This is a genomic window from Pseudomonas sp. Marseille-Q0931 (genome assembly GCF_940789645.1).
Lineage (GTDB): Bacteria > Pseudomonadota > Gammaproteobacteria > Pseudomonadales > Pseudomonadaceae > Aquipseudomonas.
Genome location: NZ_CALNWT010000012.1, coordinates 84624 through 102973, shown reverse-complemented (window position 1 = coordinate 102973; position 18350 = coordinate 84624). Strand labels below are relative to the sequence as shown.

Here is an 18350-nt window from a genome sequence, read left to right as displayed (position 1 = left end):
CCAGGAGACCTTCATGATCCCGCGCATTACCCCCTTTGCCCTTGGCACTCTGCTTGGCCTCAATATCGGCCTGTCTGTGGCCTGGGCCGATAGCGGTTCCCTTTCGCAGACCCCACTGTTCGTCAGCGAGTCAGTGCCGCCACTGAACATGCTGGTCATGGGCCGCGACCATAGCTTGTATGCCCCCGCCTATGACAATACCTCCGATCTCGATGGCGACGGGGTAATCGATGTTGGCTATAAAGGCCATCTACCTGCTAATAGAGGTGGCCTAGACTACTTCGGCTATTTCGACTCGAAGAAGTGCTACCAGTACAGTAGCAACATATTCGTCCCCCACAGCGTAACGACAGACAAGACCTGCGCAGGTAATCTGTGGAGCGGTGACTATCTCAACTACTTGACCACCTCGCGTATGGATGCCTTGCGTAAGGTGCTTTACGGAGGCTATCGCTCTGCCGAAACAGCAGCGTCAGGCAACAATGCATCAAGAACCATTCTGGAGCGTGTCTACATCCGCCGGGATGCCCATACCTGGGGATCTGAGTACGAGAACACCGCCACGAATGGTTACGACATCAGGGACTACACCCCTTTCACCAGCGGAACGCGTCTTCTGTTCGCCAGCACCAGCTTGACCACCACTGGAGCTCCCATGCTCCGCGTAGCCCGTGCGCAAACAGGTGCGAATAGAATCTGGGACTGGGTGGCTGCCGAAGTCACTCAAGCCCGGGACCTAAGTAATCCAAAGACGGATGACTTCGTCGTCCGGGTCGAAGTGTGCAAGGAAGGACTACTGGAAGACAATTGCAAACGCTACAACGGTAAGAACTACAGGCCTACCGGACTGCTGCACGACTTCGGTGAAAGCGACACCATGTACTTCGGTTTACTGACCGGCTCCTACACCAACAACCTTCAGGGTGGAGTGCTGCGCAAAGCACTCAGCTCATTTCAGGACGAGGTCAACTCCGCTACCGGGCAGTTCGTGTCTGCGACCGATGGAATCGTCAAAACCCTCAACACCTTGAAGATCGACGATCCCAATAGCACCGGCAACTACAACAACTGTGATACCGGCAATACTTTGGCCAATGGCAAATGCCGCAACTGGGGCAACCCCCTGGCCGAAATGATGTTCGAAACTTTGCGCTACCTTAGTGGCGCGAGTGCTCCGACTTCTAGCTACTCCTACTCCGGCAGCAACGATGTCAATCTTGCTTTGCCCAAGGTCAGCAGTTGGACCAACCCTTACGCAGACAATGGCCTGGGGAAACGCTGCTCCCGCCCCTTCATGACAGTCATCAGCGACGTCAACCCGAACTATGACTCTAGCCTGCCGGGCAACGCCTTCGGCGAAACCGCACCTGCAACGACCACGGCGCTCGCGGAACTGGACGTTTCGGCCCGGGGCCAAGCAATTTGGAATACGGAAATTGGTGGCACCCAAAACATCAACATCGGCCAGGTCGGTACGGCTACTAGCGACTACGCCCCTACCGCTAAGTCGGCCTCTAGCTTTGGCAATATCCGAGGATTGCCGGATGAACCGACCAAGGGCGGCACGTACTATTCCGCCAGTGTTGCCTATTACGCCAATACCAACCCGATCACCAGCAAGGGTAATCAGCCGGTCAAAACATACGCGGTGGCCTTATCATCGCCGCTCCCGCAAATACGGATGCCGGTAAGAGGGAACGACATTACCCTAGTTCCATTCGGCAAAGTGGTGACCGGCAACCCCGACGTTACCATGCAGATCACCGGTTTCTTCGTCGATTCCATGAACAACATGCCAGGCCAGCATCAGGTGCTGGCCGTCAACGGTGGACGGCCGCAGGCCCGCTTCCGAGTGGTATTCGACGATGCCGCTCAAGGCGCCGATTATGACGTGGATGTAACGGTGCAATATGACGTGAGGGTCACCGCCGACAACAGGGTGGAAGTCATTCTGACTCGCACCTACGCCAATGCTGGCTACCAGTCGCACATCGGTTACACCCTAGCCGGCGCAGGCAATGACGACGGCATCTATCTGGAGGTATCGGGCGGTAACAACAACAATTACCAGAAATACAGACTCGACACCCACCCCGGTCAGAAACCTGGTGCCTGTAACCCAACGACCAAGTCAACATGCAGTAGCTCGCTGGTAAGAACCGACAATACGGCAACCCAGGCGCGTTACTTTTCCCCTGGTACCGGCTCGACAACCAGCCTGGAAAATCCGCTCTGGTATGCAGCTAAGTGGGGTGGCTTTGGCGGCTTCAACAACGCGTCCAATAGTGTGCCAGAAGATGGCAAATGGGACTCCGAGACCGCAGGCACCCCGGACAACTACTTCCTGGTAACCAATGCCTCTACCCTCAAGGAGCAGCTAACTAAGGCCTTCAACGCCATCACAGGGGGAAGCACCAGCGTCACCTCTCCCACCATTAGTACTCAAGACAGCAGTACCGGCGATGGTACCTTTGCCTATACCACCAGCTTCGATGTAGATCCCTGGCGCGGTACGCTGAAAAAGGTCAACACTAGGAGCCCTGGAGAGAGTGATGGGGAATGGACTACTGACACGACGCTGACCGGCGCCAACCGGAATATAAAATTCGTCCGGAATGACACGTTGGCATCCTTCAACTGGGGCAATCTGAACGAGGCCCAGCAAGCATTGCTCAACACCGCCCCGGATGGCACGACCGATACGCTCGGCGAATCGCGTGTGAACTTTATCCGTAGTAGTGAGCTCGGCGACATCATCAACTCCTCCCCGCTTCTGGTCGCTGGGGCTAACTACTCCGTCAGTAATGCCAACTATCTGGAAGGTAGCGACAATTACGCAGAATATAGGAGCAGGCAGGCTGGCCATTCCACGATTTATGTCGGCGCTAATGACGGCATGCTGCATGCTTTCGATTCCGCAACCGGCTTAGAACGCTTCGCCTTCGTCCCCAGTGCCGTAATCAAGAACCTACCGAGACTCACCGTCCAGGACTATGGTGAGGAAGGTGGTACTCCACATCAGTACTTCGTCGACGGTTCTCCTGTGGCGCGTGACGTGTATTTCGATGGCAACTGGCACAAAGTCCTGCTCGGCAGCCTAGGCGCTGGCGGCCGCTCTGTCTTCGCCCTGGACGTGACCGAACCGGACAGCCCGGAGTTGCTCTGGGAGTTCAGCAACGAGGACGACGAAGACATGGGCTACAGCGTGCCCACGCCGGGCATCTTCCGCCTGCACAATGGCGACTGGGCTGCGCTGGTACCCAACGGCTACGATAGCGGCAGCAGCAACGCCGTGCTGTTCGTACTCGACATCAAGACTGGCGAAGTCATCACGAAGCTGACCGCCACGCCCACATTGGAGGATGGCGAGACCGTGGACGGCCTGGCCAATGGCCTTTCACGTTTGATGGGGTTTGATATCAACAACGACGGTATCGTCGATTACGCCTATGCTGGGGACCTGCTCGGTAATCTATGGCGTTTCGATCTGATCGACACAAGTGCAGATAACCCATTCACCGACAGTGCGACAGAAGATGACTTTGAAGTATCTTTCGGCGGCGAGCCGCTCTACGTAGCTCGTAACTCAGATGGTGAGCGTCAGCCAATCACCGCGGCGCCATTGCTAACCAGACACCCTAGCGGCCTAGGCTACATTGTGACCTTCGGCACCGGGCGCTATTTGACCTCCCTCGACAAGAGCAATACCGATCAGCAAAGCCTGTACGGTATCTGGGACCGCAAAACGGCAGGTCAGGCAACCAGCGGCTCGCTGAGCGATGGCAAGAGCCGTAGCGATCTGATTGAACAGGAATTCACCGCAACGACCTTCAATGGCAGAAGTACATACAGTCTCAGCAACAACACCATTAATTGGTACGATGACAGCGGCACTACCGATGGCGATGTCGATAAGTGGGGCTGGTATATCGACTTCCCTGGGGATGGCGAGCGCATGGTCTACAACATGCGCCTGCTGGGCAGCACTCAGCTGCTAACCACCATCACCCCAAGCGAAGACCCTTGTGAGGCGGGACTGACCGGTACCGCTTACGGCATCAACTCGACGACCGGCGGCGCCACTCCTTATTCAACCTTCGATCTAGATGGCGACGGCGAATACGACGCTGGAATTGCCGGTTTCATCTTCGATGGCGGCGACTTTAGCATCTCCAATGGCCACATCTATGTGAACGACGGTGACGGCCCTAGCGGAGTCGAAGATTACGCAGTGAATTCAGGCCTGACGGAAGGCCGTCAAACCTGGCGACAATTGCCTACAACAGAGGAGTAATCCATTGTCCGACAGCGCCCATCTTCGTCAGAGTGGTTTTACTCTGATCGAAGTAATGATCACTGTGGTAGTCATCGGCATACTGGCATCAATCGCCTATCCGAGCTATCAGGAGTTCGTCAAACGCGGCAATCGCACCGAAGGCCAAGCGTTCCTCAACGAAGTCGCCGCCCGACAGGAACGCTATTTCGCGCAGAACAACGAATACATCACGTCCGACGAAGACATAAATAAGCTCAACCTGAAGGATGGAGGCACATCAGAGACAGGAAAATACGAGCTGTCTATCGGTGAAGAGGATGATGATGGCGGCTACACTCTTACTGCTGAGGAACAATTCAACGACGATGCCTGCGGTAACCTAACTCTGAATGCAGTAGGAGTAAAAGGAAACAGCGGAAATAAAAGCGTGGAAGACTGCTGGAAATAGACCTAACAATTTAACAAAACAGCAAAATATGGATAGCCCGATCAATAGATCGGGCTTTTTGTTTACAACGCCTTCACCCTCAACTCCTTCGGCATCGAGAACGTAATGTTCTCCGGCCTTCCATCCAGCTCCGTCTCCCCCACTGCTCCCCAAGCGCGCAGCTGATCGACCACCCCCCGCACCAGTACTTCCGGCGCAGAGGCACCGGCTGTGATGCCAACGCCGCCCACTCCTTCGAACCACTCACGCTGAAGGTCCTCAGCGCCATCGATCAGGTAGGCCGGGGTGCCCATGCGTTCGGCCAGTTCGCGCAGGCGGTTGGAGTTGGAGCTGTTGGGGCTGCCGACGACCAGCAGCACGTCGCACTCGCTGGCCAATTGCTTGACCGCATCCTGACGGTTCTGCGTGGCGTAGCAGATGTCGTCCTTGCGCGGGCCACCAATGGCGGGGAATTTGCCACGCAGGGCATCGATGACCTTGCCGGTGTCGTCCATCGACAGGGTGGTCTGGGTGACGAAGGCGAGGTTCTCGGGGTTGCGCACCTGCAGCTCGGCAACATCGGCCTCGTCTTCCACCAGGTAGATGGCGCCGCCATTGCTGGCGTCGTACTGGCCCATGGTGCCTTCGACTTCCGGGTGGCCTTCGTGACCGATGAGGATGCACTCACGGCCTTCACGGCTGTAGCGCACCACTTCCATATGCACCTTGGTCACCAGCGGGCAAGTGGCGTCGAAGACTTTCAGGCCACGCCTTGCCGCCTCGTCGCGCACGGCCTTGGAAACGCCATGTGCACTGAAGATGACGATGACATCGTCCGGCACCTGATCCAGCTCTTCGACGAATACCGCACCGCGTGCGCGCAGATCCTCGACCACGAATTTGTTGTGCACCACTTCATGGCGCACGTAGATCGGTGGGCCGAAGACTTCCAGGGCGCGGTTGACGATTTCGATGGCACGATCGACGCCGGCGCAGAAGCCGCGGGGGTTGGCGAGTTTGATATGCATGCTGGCTGTCTCGGTATTGATCGGGGATCGACATGGCGATGTGTCGATCCCGGAGGTACAGCCTGCGCGGGATATGCGCAGGCTGCAAGAAGCACTTCGCGGCTAAAGCCGCTCCTACAAGAGCGACCCTGCAGACTAAAGCGCCTTGACCTCGACGATTTCCACGTCGAACTGCAGGGTCTTGCCAGCCAACGGATGGTTGAAGTCGATGGTGACCTGCTTGTCATCGAACGCCTTGACCACGCCCGGCAGCTCGGTGTTGGCGGCGTCGTTGAAGATCACCAGCAGGCCTTCGGAGAGCTCCATACCCTCGAACTGGCTGCGCGGCATGACCTGCACGTTCTGTGGATTCGGCTGGCCGAAGCCCTGCTCCGGCTGCACTTGCACGCTGCGCTTGTCGCCGGCCTTGAAACCGTACAACGCCTGCTCGAAACCAGGCAGCAGGTTGCCGTCGCCGACCTTGAAGATCGCCGGTTGCTTGTCGAACGTGCTGTCGACCACATCGCCGTTTTCCAGCTTGAGGGCAAAGTGCAGAGTCACTTCTCTGTCCGGACCAATGCGTACGTCTGTCATTGCGCAGCCTCCTTCGCGGACTTGTCGCTCTTGAACATATCCAGTGCCAGCAGGATGGCACCGATAGTGATAAAGGTATCGGCCAGGTTGAAGGCCGGGAAGAACCAGCGGCTCTGCCAGTGCACCAGAATGAAGTCGACCACGTGGCCGAGCACCACGCGGTCATAAAGGTTGCCCAGCGCACCGCCCAGGACCATGGCCAGGGCCACGGCCAGCAGGGTTTCATGACGCTTGAGGCGCTTCAGCCAGACCACCAGCACGACGCTGACGACGATGGCGATGGCGGCGAAGAACCAGCGCTGCCAGCCGTCGGCATCAGCGAGGAAGCTGAACGCCGCGCCAGTGTTGTAGGCCAGGGTCCAGTCGAAATAGCCCGGGATCACTTCGATGCGCTGATACATGCTCAGGCCGCCCTCGAAGATGTCCTTGGTCACCCGGTCGGCGACCAGGATCAGCACGCTCAACAGCAGCCAGGGCAGATGCCCGAAACGCGAGGACTCAGGCATGCTTGCGCACCTCACCCTCGCCTTCGATGTTGCTCACGCAACGGCTGCACAGCTCTGGATGCTCGGCATGGCTGCCGACATCGACGCGGAAGTGCCAGCAGCGGCCACATTTGGTGTGGGCAGACTTGAGGATCTTCAGCTTCAGGCCTTCGACTTCGGTCACCACCGCGTCGGCTGGCGCGTCGGCCAGCGGCGCGGTCTGCGCCGCCGAGGTGATCAGAGCGAAGCGCAGCTCGTCGCCGAGCTTGGCCAGGTCGGCCTGCTTGGCCTCGTCGCAGAACAGGGTGACTTCGGCCTGCAGGCTCGCGCCGATGGCCTTGGCCGAGCGCAGATTTTCCAGCTCCTTGTTGACTGCAGCCTTGACCTCCATGACCCGATCCCAGTAGGCGCGATCGAGATCAAAGCCTTCCGGCAGGCGCTCCAGACCGGCGTACCAGGTATTGAGCATCACCGATTCGTCGCGCTCGCCCGGCAGGAACTGCCAGATCTCCTCGGCGGTGAACACCAGGATCGGCGCGATCCAGCGCACCAGCGCCTCGCTGATGTGATACAGCGCGCTCTGGCAGGAGCGACGCGCCACGCTGTCGGCGGCGGTGGTGTACTGACGGTCCTTGATGATGTCCAGATAGAAGCCACCCAGCTCCTGCACGCAGAAGTTATGCACCTTGGAATAGACATTCCAGAAGCGATACTCGGCATAGGCCTCGATGATCTCTTCCTGCAGACGCAAAGCAGCGTCGACGGCCCAGCGGTCGAGGTCGAGCATCTGCTCGGGTTGCAGCAGATCCTTCGCCGGGTCGAAGCCGTTGAGGTTGGCCAGCATGAAGCGTGCGGTGTTGCGGATGCGGCGATAGGCATCGGCGCTGCGCTGGAGGATCTGGTCGGAGACAGCCATTTCACCGGAGTAGTCGGTGGAAGCGACCCACAGACGCAGGATGTCAGCACCCATGCTGTCGATCACCTTCTGCGGCGCAACCACGTTACCCAGGGACTTGGACTGCTTGCGGCCCTGCTCGTCGACGGTGAAGCCGTGAGTCAGCAGCTCCTTGTACGGCGCGTGGCCGTCGATGGCGCAGCCGGTCAGCAAGGATGAGTGGAACCAGCCACGGTGTTGGTCGGAACCTTCCAGGTACAGATCGGCAACCGGGCCATCGGCATGCGCCAGCTCGGCGTGGGAGCCGCGCAGCACGTGCCAGTGAGTGGTGCCGGAGTCGAACCATACGTCCAGGGTGTCGCGGCTCTTGTCGTACTGATCGGCTTCGGCGCCGAGCAGCTCGGCGGCGTCCAGCTTGAACCAAGCTTCGATGCCTTCCTGTTCGACGCGCTTGGCGACTTCTTCCATCAGCTCGACGGTGCGCGGGTGCAGCTCGCCGCTTTCCTTATGAGTGAAGAACGGGATCGGCACGCCCCAGTTGCGCTGACGCGAGATGCACCAGTCCGGGCGCCCGGCAATCATGCTATGCAGGCGCGCCTGGCCCCAGGCCGGGACAAATTTGGTTTGTTCGATGGCCGCCAGCGAGCGCTCACGCAGGGTGCCGCCCTCTTTTGGCTGGCTGTCCATGCCCACGAACCACTGCGCGGTGGCGCGGTAGATCAGCGGCGTCTTGTGGCGCCAGCAGTGCATGTAGCTGTGGCTGATGGTGGCGTGCTTGAGCAGCGCGCCCACTTCTTCGAGCTTGGCGACAATGGCCGGGTTGGCCTTCCAGATGAACTGGCCGCCGAAGAACGGCAGCGATTCGACGTACACACCGTTGCTTTGCACCGGGTTAAAGATCTCGTCGTTGCTCATGCCGTAGGCTTTGCAGGTGCGGAAGTCGTCCTCACCGTAGGCCGGCGAAGAGTGGACGATGCCGGTACCGGCGCCCAGCTCGACGTATTCGGCCAGATACACCGGCGAAAAACGCTCGTAGAACGGATGACGGAAACGGATCAACTCCAGCGCTGCGCCCGGCGCGGTGGCGATCACCTGACCTTGCAGGCCATAGCGCTGCAGGCAGCTCTCGACCATTTCCTCAGCCAGAAGCAGCAGGCGGTCGCCCACGTCTACCAGCGCATAGGTGAATTCCGGGTGCACGTTGAGCGCCTGGTTAGCCGGGATGGTCCAGGGCGTGGTGGTCCAGATAACGATGGCGGTCGGTTTGCTCAGGCTGGCTAGGCCGAATGCAGCGGCCAACTTGTCGGCATCCTCGACCGGAAAGGCCACGTCGATGGCTTCGGACTTCTTGTCCATGTACTCGACTTCGGCCTCGGCCAGCGCCGAGCCGCAATCGAAGCAGAAGTTGACCGGCTTGAGGCCCTTGAACACGAAACCGTTCTTGACCATTTCCGCCAGGGCGCGAATCTCGCCGGCCTCGTTGGCGAAATTCATGGTCAGGTAGGGGTTGTCCCAATCGCCCAGCACGCCAAGGCGGATGAAGTTGGCCTTCTGCTCCTCGACCTGCTCGGCGGCATAGGCACGGCAGCGTTCACGAGTCAGGTCCGCCGGCTGGTTCTTGCCGAAAGTGGTCTCGACCTTGTGCTCGATCGGCAGGCCATGGCAGTCCCAGCCCGGCACGTAGGGCGCGTCGAAGCCGGCCATGGTCTTGGAGCGGGTGATGATGTCCTTGAGAATCTTGTTCAGCGCATGACCGATGTGAATGCTGCCGTTGGCATAGGGCGGGCCGTCGTGCAGGACGAACTTCGGCCGACCTTGGCCAATCTTGCGCAGCTTGCTATACAGACCAATCTCGTTCCAGCGCTGCAGGGTCTGCGGCTCGCGTTGCGGCAGGCCGGCCTTCATCGGGAACGGGGTATCGGGCAGATTCAGCGTAGCTTTGTAGTCGGTCATTTCGGGCTCTTCATCAGCGGGTGGCTCTGCCAGTATTCACGGGCAGCGGCGATATCAGCGGCAATCGCCGCCTTCAAGGCCTCCAGCGAGGCGAAACGCTGCTCATCACGCAGCTTGTGGTGGAAAGCCACCGAGAGGCGCCGGCCATAAAGATCACCGGCAAAATCCAGAAGGTGCACTTCCAGATGGGCGCGGCCGTCACCGGCAACGCTGGGGCGCACGCCGATGTTGGCGACGCCCGGTTGAATCACGCCATCGATTTCACAGCTCACCAAATAGACTCCGGTCAGCGGTACCTTGCGCCGCTTGAGCTGGATGTTGGCTGTTGGTGCGTCGAGCTGGCGGCCGAGCTTCTGCCCGTGCAACACCCGACCGGCGATGCGGAACGGTCGGCCGAGCAAGGCTTCCGCCAGAGCGAAATCGCCACCGGCCAGGGCCTGACGCACACGCGTGCTGCTGACCCGGCCGCCCAGCACTTCCACCGTGGTGGAGGCCTCGACGCTGAAACCGTGGCGAAGGCCTGCGGCCTTGAGAAACTCGAAATCGCCGGCCCGGTCGCAGCCGAAGCGGAAATCATCGCCGATCTCCAGGTCCTTGACGCCAAGCCCGTCGACCAGCACACGCTGGACGAACTCGGCGGCCGACAACTCGCGCAAGCGGCGGTTGAAGGCCAGGCACAGCACCATGTCGACGCCTTCGGCGGCCAGCAGCGCAAGCTTGTCACGCAGGCGGGTCAGGCGCGCTGGCGCAGTGTCGGGACCGAAGAATTCACGCGGTTGCGGCTCGAAGATCACCACGCAGCTGGGCACGGCCAGTTCCGCGGCGCGCTCGCGCAGACGCGCCAGGATGGCCTGGTGCCCACGATGAACGCCGTCGAAATTACCGATGGTGACCACACAGCCCCGCGCCTGGGGCTGCAGGTTATGAAGACCTCGAACCAGCTGCATAGCACGCTTCTTGTTCACAAAGTGGCCGATTATACGCACAGCAGGCCATGCACAACAGGCATCGCGACGCCTGAAACCGCTACAACGCCCGTCGGGCAAAATCGCGCGGGCGGAATCCCAATAGCAGCAGCATGCCGAAGTAGGCGACCAGCCCAGCCGCCACCAGGGCGCCCAAACGCAACAGGCGCACGTACATCTCGCCTTCCGCCCAGGCCGGCATGACCTGCAGCAGCCCCAGCAACACGGCGACCATCACCGCGACTGCGACCACCAGCTTGAACAGGAACACACCCCAGCCCGGCAACGGCCGGAAGATATCGGCGCGGCGCAGTTGCCAGTACAGCAGGCCGGCATTGAGACAGGCCGCCAGGCTGATCGCCAGCGCCAGGCCGACGTGCGCCATCTCCAGGCCGAAAACGAACAGCGCGTTCATCGCCTGGGTCGCCAGCAGACTGACCACGGCAATCCGTACCGGCGTCTTGATGTTCTGCTGCGCATAGAAGCCCGGTGCAAGGATCTTCACCAGAATCAACGCCAACAGGCCGACCGCGTAAGCCATCAGGGCCTGCTGGGTCATCAGCGAATCGTTGGCGGTGAACTTGCCGTACTGGAACAGCGAGACCACCAGCGGCTCGGCGAGGATCGCCAACGCCAGGGTGCAGGGCAGCACCAGCAAAAAGCACAGGCGCAGGCCCCAGTCGAGCAGGCGCTGGTATTCGTCGCGGTTCTTGCTTGCGTAGGTCTTGGAAAGTGCCGGCAACAGGATGGTGCCCAACGCCACGCCCAGTACGCCCGAAGGCAGTTCCATAAGGCGGTCGGCGTAATACATCCAGGACACCGAGCCGGCCACCAGGAAGGAGGCGAAAATGGTGTTGATGATCAGCGAAATCTGGCTGACCGACACACCGAAGATCGCCGGCCCCATCTGCTTGAGCACACGCCAGACGCCCAGGTCGCCGAAACTCAGGCGCGGCAGCACCAGCATGCCGATCTTCTTCAGGTGGGGCAGTTGCCAGAGCAACTGCGCCAAACCACCGGCCAGCACCGCCCACCCCAGCGCCATGATCGGCGGATCGAAATAAGGCGTCAGGAACAATGCGAAGACAATCATGCTGACGTTCAGCAGCGTCGGCACGAATGCCGGTACCGAGAAACGATTCCAGGTATTGAGCACAGCCCCAGCCAGCGATGACAGGGATATCAGCAATATATAAGGGAAGGTCACCCGCAGCAGGTCGACGGTCAAATCGAAGCGCTCGGCCTCGTCAGCGAACCCCGGCGCCGTGGCCCAGACGATCCAAGGGGCGGCAAGCACGCCGATGGCGGTGACCAGCGCCAGCACCAGCGTCAGCAAACCGGAAACGTAGGCGATGAAGGTGCGCGTGGCTTCCTCGCCCTGCTGCATCTTGTACTCGGCGAGAATGGGCACGAAGGCTTGGGAGAAGGCCCCCTCAGCGAAGATGCGGCGCAACAGGTTGGGTAGTTTGAACGCCACCACGAAGGCATCGGACGCCACGCCAGCGCCGAAGGTACGGGCGATGATGGTATCGCGCACGAACCCCAGCACGCGCGAGACCATAGTCAGGGAACTGACGGCAGCCAGGGACTTGAGCAAATTCATGGGGGGTTCGGCTTCCATAAAGGGTTGCAGTAGCGGACAATCCGCCACCCAACGAAGGCGACGAGTGTAGCGAGCCACCACTGGTCAGGCCAGCACAGGAAAGCGTCATCGGACTTGACAGCAGGCAGATGGATCGGCATGATTCGCGGCCTTATTTGTCGTAACCCCCAGTTTTCGAGGAGCTTGACGGTGGCCAACTCACCTTCTGCCAAAAAACGCGCCAAACAGGCTGAGAAGCGCCGTAGCCATAACGCCAGCCTGCGCTCGATGGTTCGTACCTACATCAAGAACGTGGTCAAGGCTATTGCTGCCAAGGATCTCGAGCTTGCCAAGACCGCTTACACTGCAGCCGTTCCGGTCATCGACCGCATGGCTGACAAAGGCATCATCCACAAGAACAAAGCCGCTCGTCACAAGAGCCGCCTGAACGCGCACATCAAGGCGCTGGGCGAAGCTGCTGCCGCCTAATCGCGACAGGTTCTTGAAAAACCGGCCCTCGAGGCCGGTTTTTTATTGGCTGCATTTTGTCGAGAAGCGGGGGATCGATCTGCGTCCAGGGTTGCCGGCTTGCTCGTACCTGTGGGAGCGGTCTTGACCGCGAGGCTTTGCTGCACCGATTCGCGGACAAGTCCGCTCCTACAAAAAGCCTGGGCTCGACCTGCCCCTTGGTCTGCCGGCTTACCCGAATCGCGTGGGAGCGGTCTTGACCGAGAAGCTTCTGCTGTCGCGATTCGCGGACAAGTCCGCTCCTACAGGAAGCCTGTCTCGACCCGCCTCTCGGGCTGCCGGCTGGCCCGTACTGCGGGAGCGGTCTTGACCGCAAAGCTTTTGCTACCGCGATTCGCGGACAAGTCCGCTCCTACAAAAAGCCTGAGCTCGACCTGCCCCTTGGTCTGCCGGCTTACCCGTTCCCCGTGGGAGCGGTCTTGACCGCGAAGCTTTTGCTGCCACGATTCGCGGACAAGTCCGCTCCCACAAACAGCCTGGCCCGCGCTCACGAGTAGCAGTCAGAGTCCGCACAAAAGCAAAAAATGCCCGCTTCCTCGATGGAGAGCGGGCATTTTCGTTGCCGGCGAAAATTAGCCGCGAGCAGCCTTGATCACTTCGATATAAGGCTCGGCGTTGCGCTGATCCTGAATCAGCGCGACGAAATCGTTGCCCTGCGCATCGGTGGCAGAGAGGTCGTAGCCTTCGGCTTTGAAGAAACCCACAAAACGCTCGAAGTCATCGACGCGCAGACCGCGGTAAGCCTTGACCAGCTTGTGCAGCGAAGGCGGCGTGGCGTCCGCTGGTTCCACCGCAAGGAACAGCTTGATCGAGTCATCGCTGATTTCTTCGCCAATCACCTGCTTCTTGTCTTTACGCATCGCCCGCTCCCGCCAGCATTACAGAGGGCCGGCAGTTTACCGCCGAGCCGCGCGCCGCTCAACGCGCAGCCGGGCAAGCTAACACGCGAACAATCGACGCGACAGCCGACCTAGGTCATGCCGCGACACGCAAACCGCCCCCTATAATGCGCCAAGCCATTAGGGAGCCAGCATGTCACGTCCATCGTTACCGCTGTTCGCCGCCTGGCGCCAGACCCTGCGTGCAGGCTATTCCTGGAAGGCCCTGCGCGGGGATCTGAGCGCTGGCCTGACGGTCGGCATCATCGCCATCCCGCTGGCCATGGCGCTGGCCATTGCCGTAGGCGTGGCGCCGCAGCACGGTCTTTATACCGTCCTGATCGCCGCACCCTTGATCGCACTGTGCGGCGGCTCGCGCTTCAACATATCCGGCCCCACTGCCGCCTTCGTGGTGATTTTGCTGCCGATCACCCAACAGTACGGACTCGGCGGATTACTGCTGTGCACCTTGATGGCCGGCGTCATCCTGATCTGCCTGGGCCTGCTGCGCGCCGGTCGCCTGATCGAATTCGTGCCTTACCCGGTGACGCTGGGTTTTACCGCCGGTATCGGCATCGTCATCGCCGTTCTGCAGATCAAGGACCTGTTCGGCCTGCACCTGGCCGAAGCGCCTCAACACCTGCTGGAACAGCTGAATCTACTGGTACGTGCACTTCCCGGCTTGCAGCCCGGCGACACACTGGTTGGCGCCACGTGCCTGGCGATACTGGTGATCTGGCCGCGCCTGGTGCCGAAGATCCCTGCGCATCTGGCAGCCCTGGCGATCGGCGCGCTACTGGCGCTGGCGCTGGAATACCTGGGAATGCCGGTGGCGACACTGGGCGAGCGCTTCAGCTATCAGCTCGGTGGCATCGAGCATCCCGGCATCCCGCCTTTCCTGCCGGACCTCGCGCTTCCCTGGAATCTGCCGGGCCCTGACGGCCAGCCGCTCGTATTGTCGTTCGAGCTGATCCGCCAGTTGCTCGCCCCGGCCTTCGCCATTGCCATGCTCGGCGCCATCGAGTCATTGCTGTGCGCGGTGGTGGCCGATGGCATGACCGGCAGCAAGCATGATCCCAACGCCGAGTTGATCGGCCAGGGCCTGGGCAATCTGGCTGCGCCGTTCTTCGGCGGCATCACCGCCACTGCGGCCATAGCCCGTACCGCAGCCAACGTGCGTGCCGGCGCGTTTTCCCCGCTGGCGGCGCTGGTTCATGCCGGCGTGGTACTGGCGGCGATTCTGCTGCTCGCGCCGCTGTTCAGCTACCTGCCGATGGCGGCTCTGGCCGCGCTGCTGTTGATGGTGGCGTGGAACATGAGCGAGCCGCAGCATGTCGCCCACACCCTGCGCATCGCACCACGCAGCGATGTGCTGGTGCTGCTCACCTGCCTGGTGCTGACGGTGCTGTTCGATATGGTGCTTGCCGTGGGCGTCGGCCTGCTGCTGGCGGCCGGCTTGTTCGTCAAGCGTATGAGCGAACTGACCGATACCGCAGCACTGAATCGGCATCAGCGCGAGGCGCTGCAGGACCTGCCCGAGCATGTGCTGGCCTACGCCATCCGCGGCCCACTGTTCTTCGGCGCGGCCGAAAAGGCGCTGAGCGTGCTGCGCCGCTTCACCCCGGGGGTGCGAGTCGTGATCGTCGATATCAGCGCGGTGCCGCTGCTGGACATGACCGCCATCGCCGCGCTGGACAATGTGCTGCGTGACTATCGCCAGCAGGGCATTGCCCTGATCCTCGCGGGTCCCTCAGCGCAGGTGCGACTGCAACTACGCCGCGCCGGCATCCACCGACGCGCCGGGCAGTTGGCTTACGTTCATGATTTGCCGCAGGCGCGGGAGAAAGCCCTGCGCTGGCTGGATGGTGCGCCGGAAGCGGCACACCCCGGGTAGGCGTCGTGCGCCATGCGCACGGAAAAGACCAATGCGCGGCGCACACGGCCTCGTCATGGCCCAAGATCGCGAGCAGAGCTCGCTCCTACAAAATAGAGGCGGGTTACAGGCCCTTAACCGCGAAGATGCCGGCGGCGTTGCGCCAGTAGCCCTTGTAGTCCATGCCGTAACCGAAGATGTAGCGATCGATGCACTGCAGGCCTACGTAATTGGCTTTCAGGTCGGGACGTGCCTTGCGGTCGTGATCCTTGTCGATCAGCACCGCGGTATGCACGGCACGTGCGCCGGCATGGCGGCAGAAATCGATGATCGCACCGAGGGTGTGCCCTTCATCGAGAATGTCGTCGATGATCAGCACGTCGCGGTCGATGAACGACACTTCCGGCTTGGCTTTCCAGAACAGTTCGCCACCGCTGGTTTCGTTGCGGTAACGGGTCGCGTGCAGGTAGGACGCCTCAAGCGGGAAGTTCAGCTTGGTCAGCAGCTTGCCGGAGAAGATCAGGCCGCCGTTCATCACGCAGAACACCACCGGGTTGCGCTCGGCCAGCTCGCCGTTGATCTGGCTGGCGACCTTGTCGATGGCCGCTTCCACCTCGGCTTCGGTGTACAGGCAGTCGGCTTCCGCCATGACTTGGCGAATGTGCGCGAGATCGGCGGACATGATGAGACTCTCTCTTGATCGGGCTGATGAATGGCGGCGAGCAGCCTGAAAGCTGATCGACTCGTCAAATAAAAGCGGGCAAAGGTACAGACCCGTGCAGCGCTTGCCAAGTATCGGCAGACCAGCGTAGCCGATGCGCCATGTCGGACGTCGTGACTTATCAATCACCCACCACTTGGCATGAGCAATGCTTTAATCTAACGCGATTTTCCCAGAGCCCCGTTGGAGATCCCAGCCCATGCCCACTCGCGAGATCCGCCACCCGCTGATCCGTCACAAGATCGGCCTGATGCGCCGCGCCGATATCAGCACCAAGAATTTCCGTGAGCTGGCCCAGGAAGTGGGCGCCCTGCTGACTTATGAAGCCACCAATGACCTGCCGCTGGAAGCCTACAACATCGAAGGCTGGGCCGGCACCGTGCAGGTCGAGAAGATCGCCGGCAAGAAGATCACCGTCGTGCCCATCCTGCGTGCCGGCATCGGCATGCTCGATGGCGTGCTCAGCCTGATTCCAGGTGCCAAGGTCAGCGCCGTGGGCGTCGCGCGCAACGAGGAAACCCTCGAGGCGCACACCTACCTGGAGAAGCTCGCACCGGAAATCGACTCGCGTCTGGCCCTGATCATCGACCCGATGCTGGCCACCGGCGGCTCGATGGTTGCCACCATCGACCTGCTGAAGAAGGCCGGCTGCAAGGACATTCGCGCCATGGTGCTGGTCGCCGCCCCTGAGGGCATCAAGGCGGTCGAGCAGGCTCACCCGGACGTGACCATCTTCACCGCCTCCGTCGATCAGCGTCTGAACGAGCACGGCTACATCATTCCGGGGTTGGGTGATGCCGGTGACAAGATCTTTGGCACCAAGCAGAAGGACGCCTGACATGTCGCAGACGGACTTCAACGATCCGCTGTGGCGCCAGGGCATTGCCGGCGCACAGATGCTCTTCGTGGCCTTCGGCGCCCTGGTGTTGATGCCGCTGATCACCGGCATGGACCCCAACGTGGCATTGTTCACCGCGGGTATCGGCACCCTGCTGTTCCAACTGGTGACCAAGCGTCAGGTTCCGGTTTTCCTCGCCTCCAGCTTCGCCTTCATCGCGCCGATCCTGGCAGCCAAGGGCGAGTTCGGCCTGCCTGCCGTGATGGGCGGTGTGATCGCCGCCGGCCTGGTCTACATCCTGCTTTCGCTGTTGGTCAAACTGCGCGGTCCCAACTTCATCGACCGGCTATTGCCCCCGGTGGTGATCGCGCCGGTGATCATTTCCATCGGCTTGGCGTTGTCGCCGGTCGCGGTGAACATGGCCATGGGCAAGGCCGGTGACGGCAGCGTCGAGCTGGTGCCGTACAACACCGCGATGATGATCTCGATGCCAGCTTTGATTACCACCCTGCTGGTGGCCGTGCTGGGCAGCGGCATCTTTCGCCTGGTGCCGATCCTCGCCGGTATCGCCGTGGGCTGCGCCATCGCCGCCGTGCTAGGGGTGATCGACACCACCGCCGTGAGCCAGGCATCCTGGCTCGCCGTGCCCAACTTCATCGCACCGGAGCTGCATTGGGGCGCCATCCTGTACATGGTGCCCGTGGCTCTGGCGCCGGCCATCGAGCACATCGGTGGCGTGGTCGCCATCGGCAACGTCACCGGCAAGAACTTCGTCAAGAACCCCGGGCTGCACCGCACCCTGCTTGGAGATGGACTCGCCACCTCGGCCGCCGGCATGTTCGGTGGCCCGCCCAATACCACCTATGCCGAAGTCACCGGCGCGGTGATGCTGACCAAGAGCTACAACCCGAAGATCATGACCTGGGCTGCGGTATTCGCCATCGCCCTGGCCTTTATCGGCAAGTTCGGCGTGGCCCTGCAGAGCATTCCGGTACCGGTGATGGGCGGCATTCTCTGCCTGCTGTTCGGCTCCATCGCCGTGGTCGGCCTGAACACTTTGATTCGTCACCAGGTCGATCTGTCCGAAGCGCGCAACCTGATCATCGTTTCGGTGACCCTGGTGTTCGGCATCGGCGGCATGGTCATCGGCGGCAAGGAATTCGCCCTGTCGGGGATATCCCTGTGCGCGATCAGCGCCCTGCTGCTCAATCTGGTGTTGCCGGGCAGCGCCGGCTGGCGCAAGCGGGACGTGGAAGAAGCCTGATTCCGTCGCCCAATGAAAAAGCCCGCGATCATCGCGGGCTTTTTCGTCTGCACGGCGTTACGAC

At 61.0% G+C, this 18350-nt stretch carries 14 protein-coding genes; 6 read left to right on the top strand and 8 right to left on the bottom strand.

Annotation, left to right across the window (positions count from 1 at the left end):
• Positions 1-13: 13 nt before the first annotated feature.
• Both P3C50_RS18495 and P3C50_RS18490 read left to right on the top strand, forming a co-directional pair.
• Positions 14-4294: a pilus assembly protein gene (locus P3C50_RS18495; protein ID WP_275547073.1), complete on the top strand. Its 4281-nt coding sequence runs from the start codon at positions 14-16 to the stop codon at positions 4292-4294.
• A gap of 4 nt (positions 4295-4298) precedes the next feature.
• A complete protein-coding gene (locus tag P3C50_RS18490; RefSeq protein WP_275547072.1) occupies positions 4299-4724 on the top strand; it encodes a type IV pilin protein in 426 nt (141 codons plus the stop codon).
• Between the two features lie 62 nt (positions 4725-4786).
• On the opposite strand, the gene ispH is transcribed toward P3C50_RS18490, so the two are convergent.
• The 6 genes from ispH to murJ all read right to left on the bottom strand — a co-directional run bounded on the left by ispH (position 4787) and on the right by murJ (position 12205).
• Positions 4787-5731, bottom strand: a complete 945-nt coding sequence (gene ispH, locus P3C50_RS18485) for a 4-hydroxy-3-methylbut-2-enyl diphosphate reductase (protein ID WP_275547071.1) — start codon at positions 5729-5731, stop codon at positions 4787-4789.
• A 135-nt stretch (positions 5732-5866) separates the two neighbouring features.
• Positions 5867-6304 (bottom strand): FKBP-type peptidyl-prolyl cis-trans isomerase, encoded by a 438-nt coding sequence (locus P3C50_RS18480; RefSeq protein ID WP_275547070.1) that lies wholly within the window; start codon positions 6302-6304, stop codon positions 5867-5869.
• Positions 6301-6810 (bottom strand): signal peptidase II, encoded by a 510-nt coding sequence (gene lspA, locus P3C50_RS18475; protein WP_197857418.1) that lies wholly within the window; start codon positions 6808-6810, stop codon positions 6301-6303. Before lspA ends, P3C50_RS18480 begins: the two co-directional genes overlap by 4 nt.
• Positions 6803-9637 carry an isoleucine--tRNA ligase gene (gene ileS / locus P3C50_RS18470; protein ID WP_275547069.1) on the bottom strand — a complete coding sequence of 945 codons (2835 nt, stop codon included), beginning with the start codon at positions 9635-9637 and terminating at the stop codon, positions 6803-6805. The genes lspA and ileS overlap by 8 nt, the downstream gene beginning before the upstream one ends.
• Positions 9634-10584 (bottom strand): bifunctional riboflavin kinase/FAD synthetase, encoded by a 951-nt coding sequence (gene ribF / locus P3C50_RS18465; RefSeq protein WP_275547068.1) that lies wholly within the window; start codon positions 10582-10584, stop codon positions 9634-9636. The genes ileS and ribF overlap by 4 nt, the downstream gene beginning before the upstream one ends.
• A gap of 79 nt (positions 10585-10663) precedes the next feature.
• The gene (gene murJ / locus P3C50_RS18460; RefSeq protein WP_275547067.1) at positions 10664-12205 is read right to left on the bottom strand and encodes a murein biosynthesis integral membrane protein MurJ; all 1542 of its coding nucleotides are present in this window, start codon (positions 12203-12205) and stop codon (positions 10664-10666) included.
• A 189-nt stretch (positions 12206-12394) separates the two neighbouring features.
• Here murJ and rpsT point away from each other — a divergent pair, with 189 nt between their 5' ends.
• Complete coding sequence (gene rpsT, locus P3C50_RS18455) at positions 12395-12673, top strand: 30S ribosomal protein S20 (protein WP_003243036.1); 279 nt, start codon at positions 12395-12397, stop codon at positions 12671-12673.
• A 611-nt stretch (positions 12674-13284) separates the two neighbouring features.
• Here rpsT and P3C50_RS18450 read toward each other — a convergent pair.
• The gene (locus tag P3C50_RS18450) at positions 13285-13572 is read right to left on the bottom strand and encodes a PA4642 family protein (RefSeq protein WP_275547066.1); all 288 of its coding nucleotides are present in this window, start codon (positions 13570-13572) and stop codon (positions 13285-13287) included.
• 172 nt (positions 13573-13744) lie between these two features.
• On the opposite strand from P3C50_RS18450, the gene dauA reads away from it, so the two are divergent.
• Positions 13745-15484 (top strand): C4-dicarboxylic acid transporter DauA, encoded by a 1740-nt coding sequence (gene dauA, locus P3C50_RS18445; protein ID WP_275547065.1) that lies wholly within the window; start codon positions 13745-13747, stop codon positions 15482-15484.
• A 103-nt stretch (positions 15485-15587) separates the two neighbouring features.
• Here dauA and P3C50_RS18440 read toward each other — a convergent pair whose 3' ends face one another.
• Positions 15588-16145 carry a hypoxanthine-guanine phosphoribosyltransferase gene (locus P3C50_RS18440; RefSeq protein ID WP_275547064.1) on the bottom strand — a complete coding sequence of 186 codons (558 nt, stop codon included), beginning with the start codon at positions 16143-16145 and terminating at the stop codon, positions 15588-15590.
• Between the two features lie 238 nt (positions 16146-16383).
• Here P3C50_RS18440 and upp point away from each other — a divergent pair, with 238 nt between their 5' ends.
• Together upp and P3C50_RS18430 are read left to right on the top strand one after the other, a co-directional pair.
• Positions 16384-17022, top strand: a complete 639-nt coding sequence (gene upp, locus P3C50_RS18435; protein WP_197857439.1) for a uracil phosphoribosyltransferase — start codon at positions 16384-16386, stop codon at positions 17020-17022.
• A 1-nt stretch (position 17023) separates the two neighbouring features.
• Positions 17024-18286 carry a uracil-xanthine permease family protein gene (locus P3C50_RS18430; RefSeq protein ID WP_197857441.1) on the top strand — a complete coding sequence of 421 codons (1263 nt, stop codon included), beginning with the start codon at positions 17024-17026 and terminating at the stop codon, positions 18284-18286.
• Positions 18287-18350: the final 64 nt, after the last annotated feature.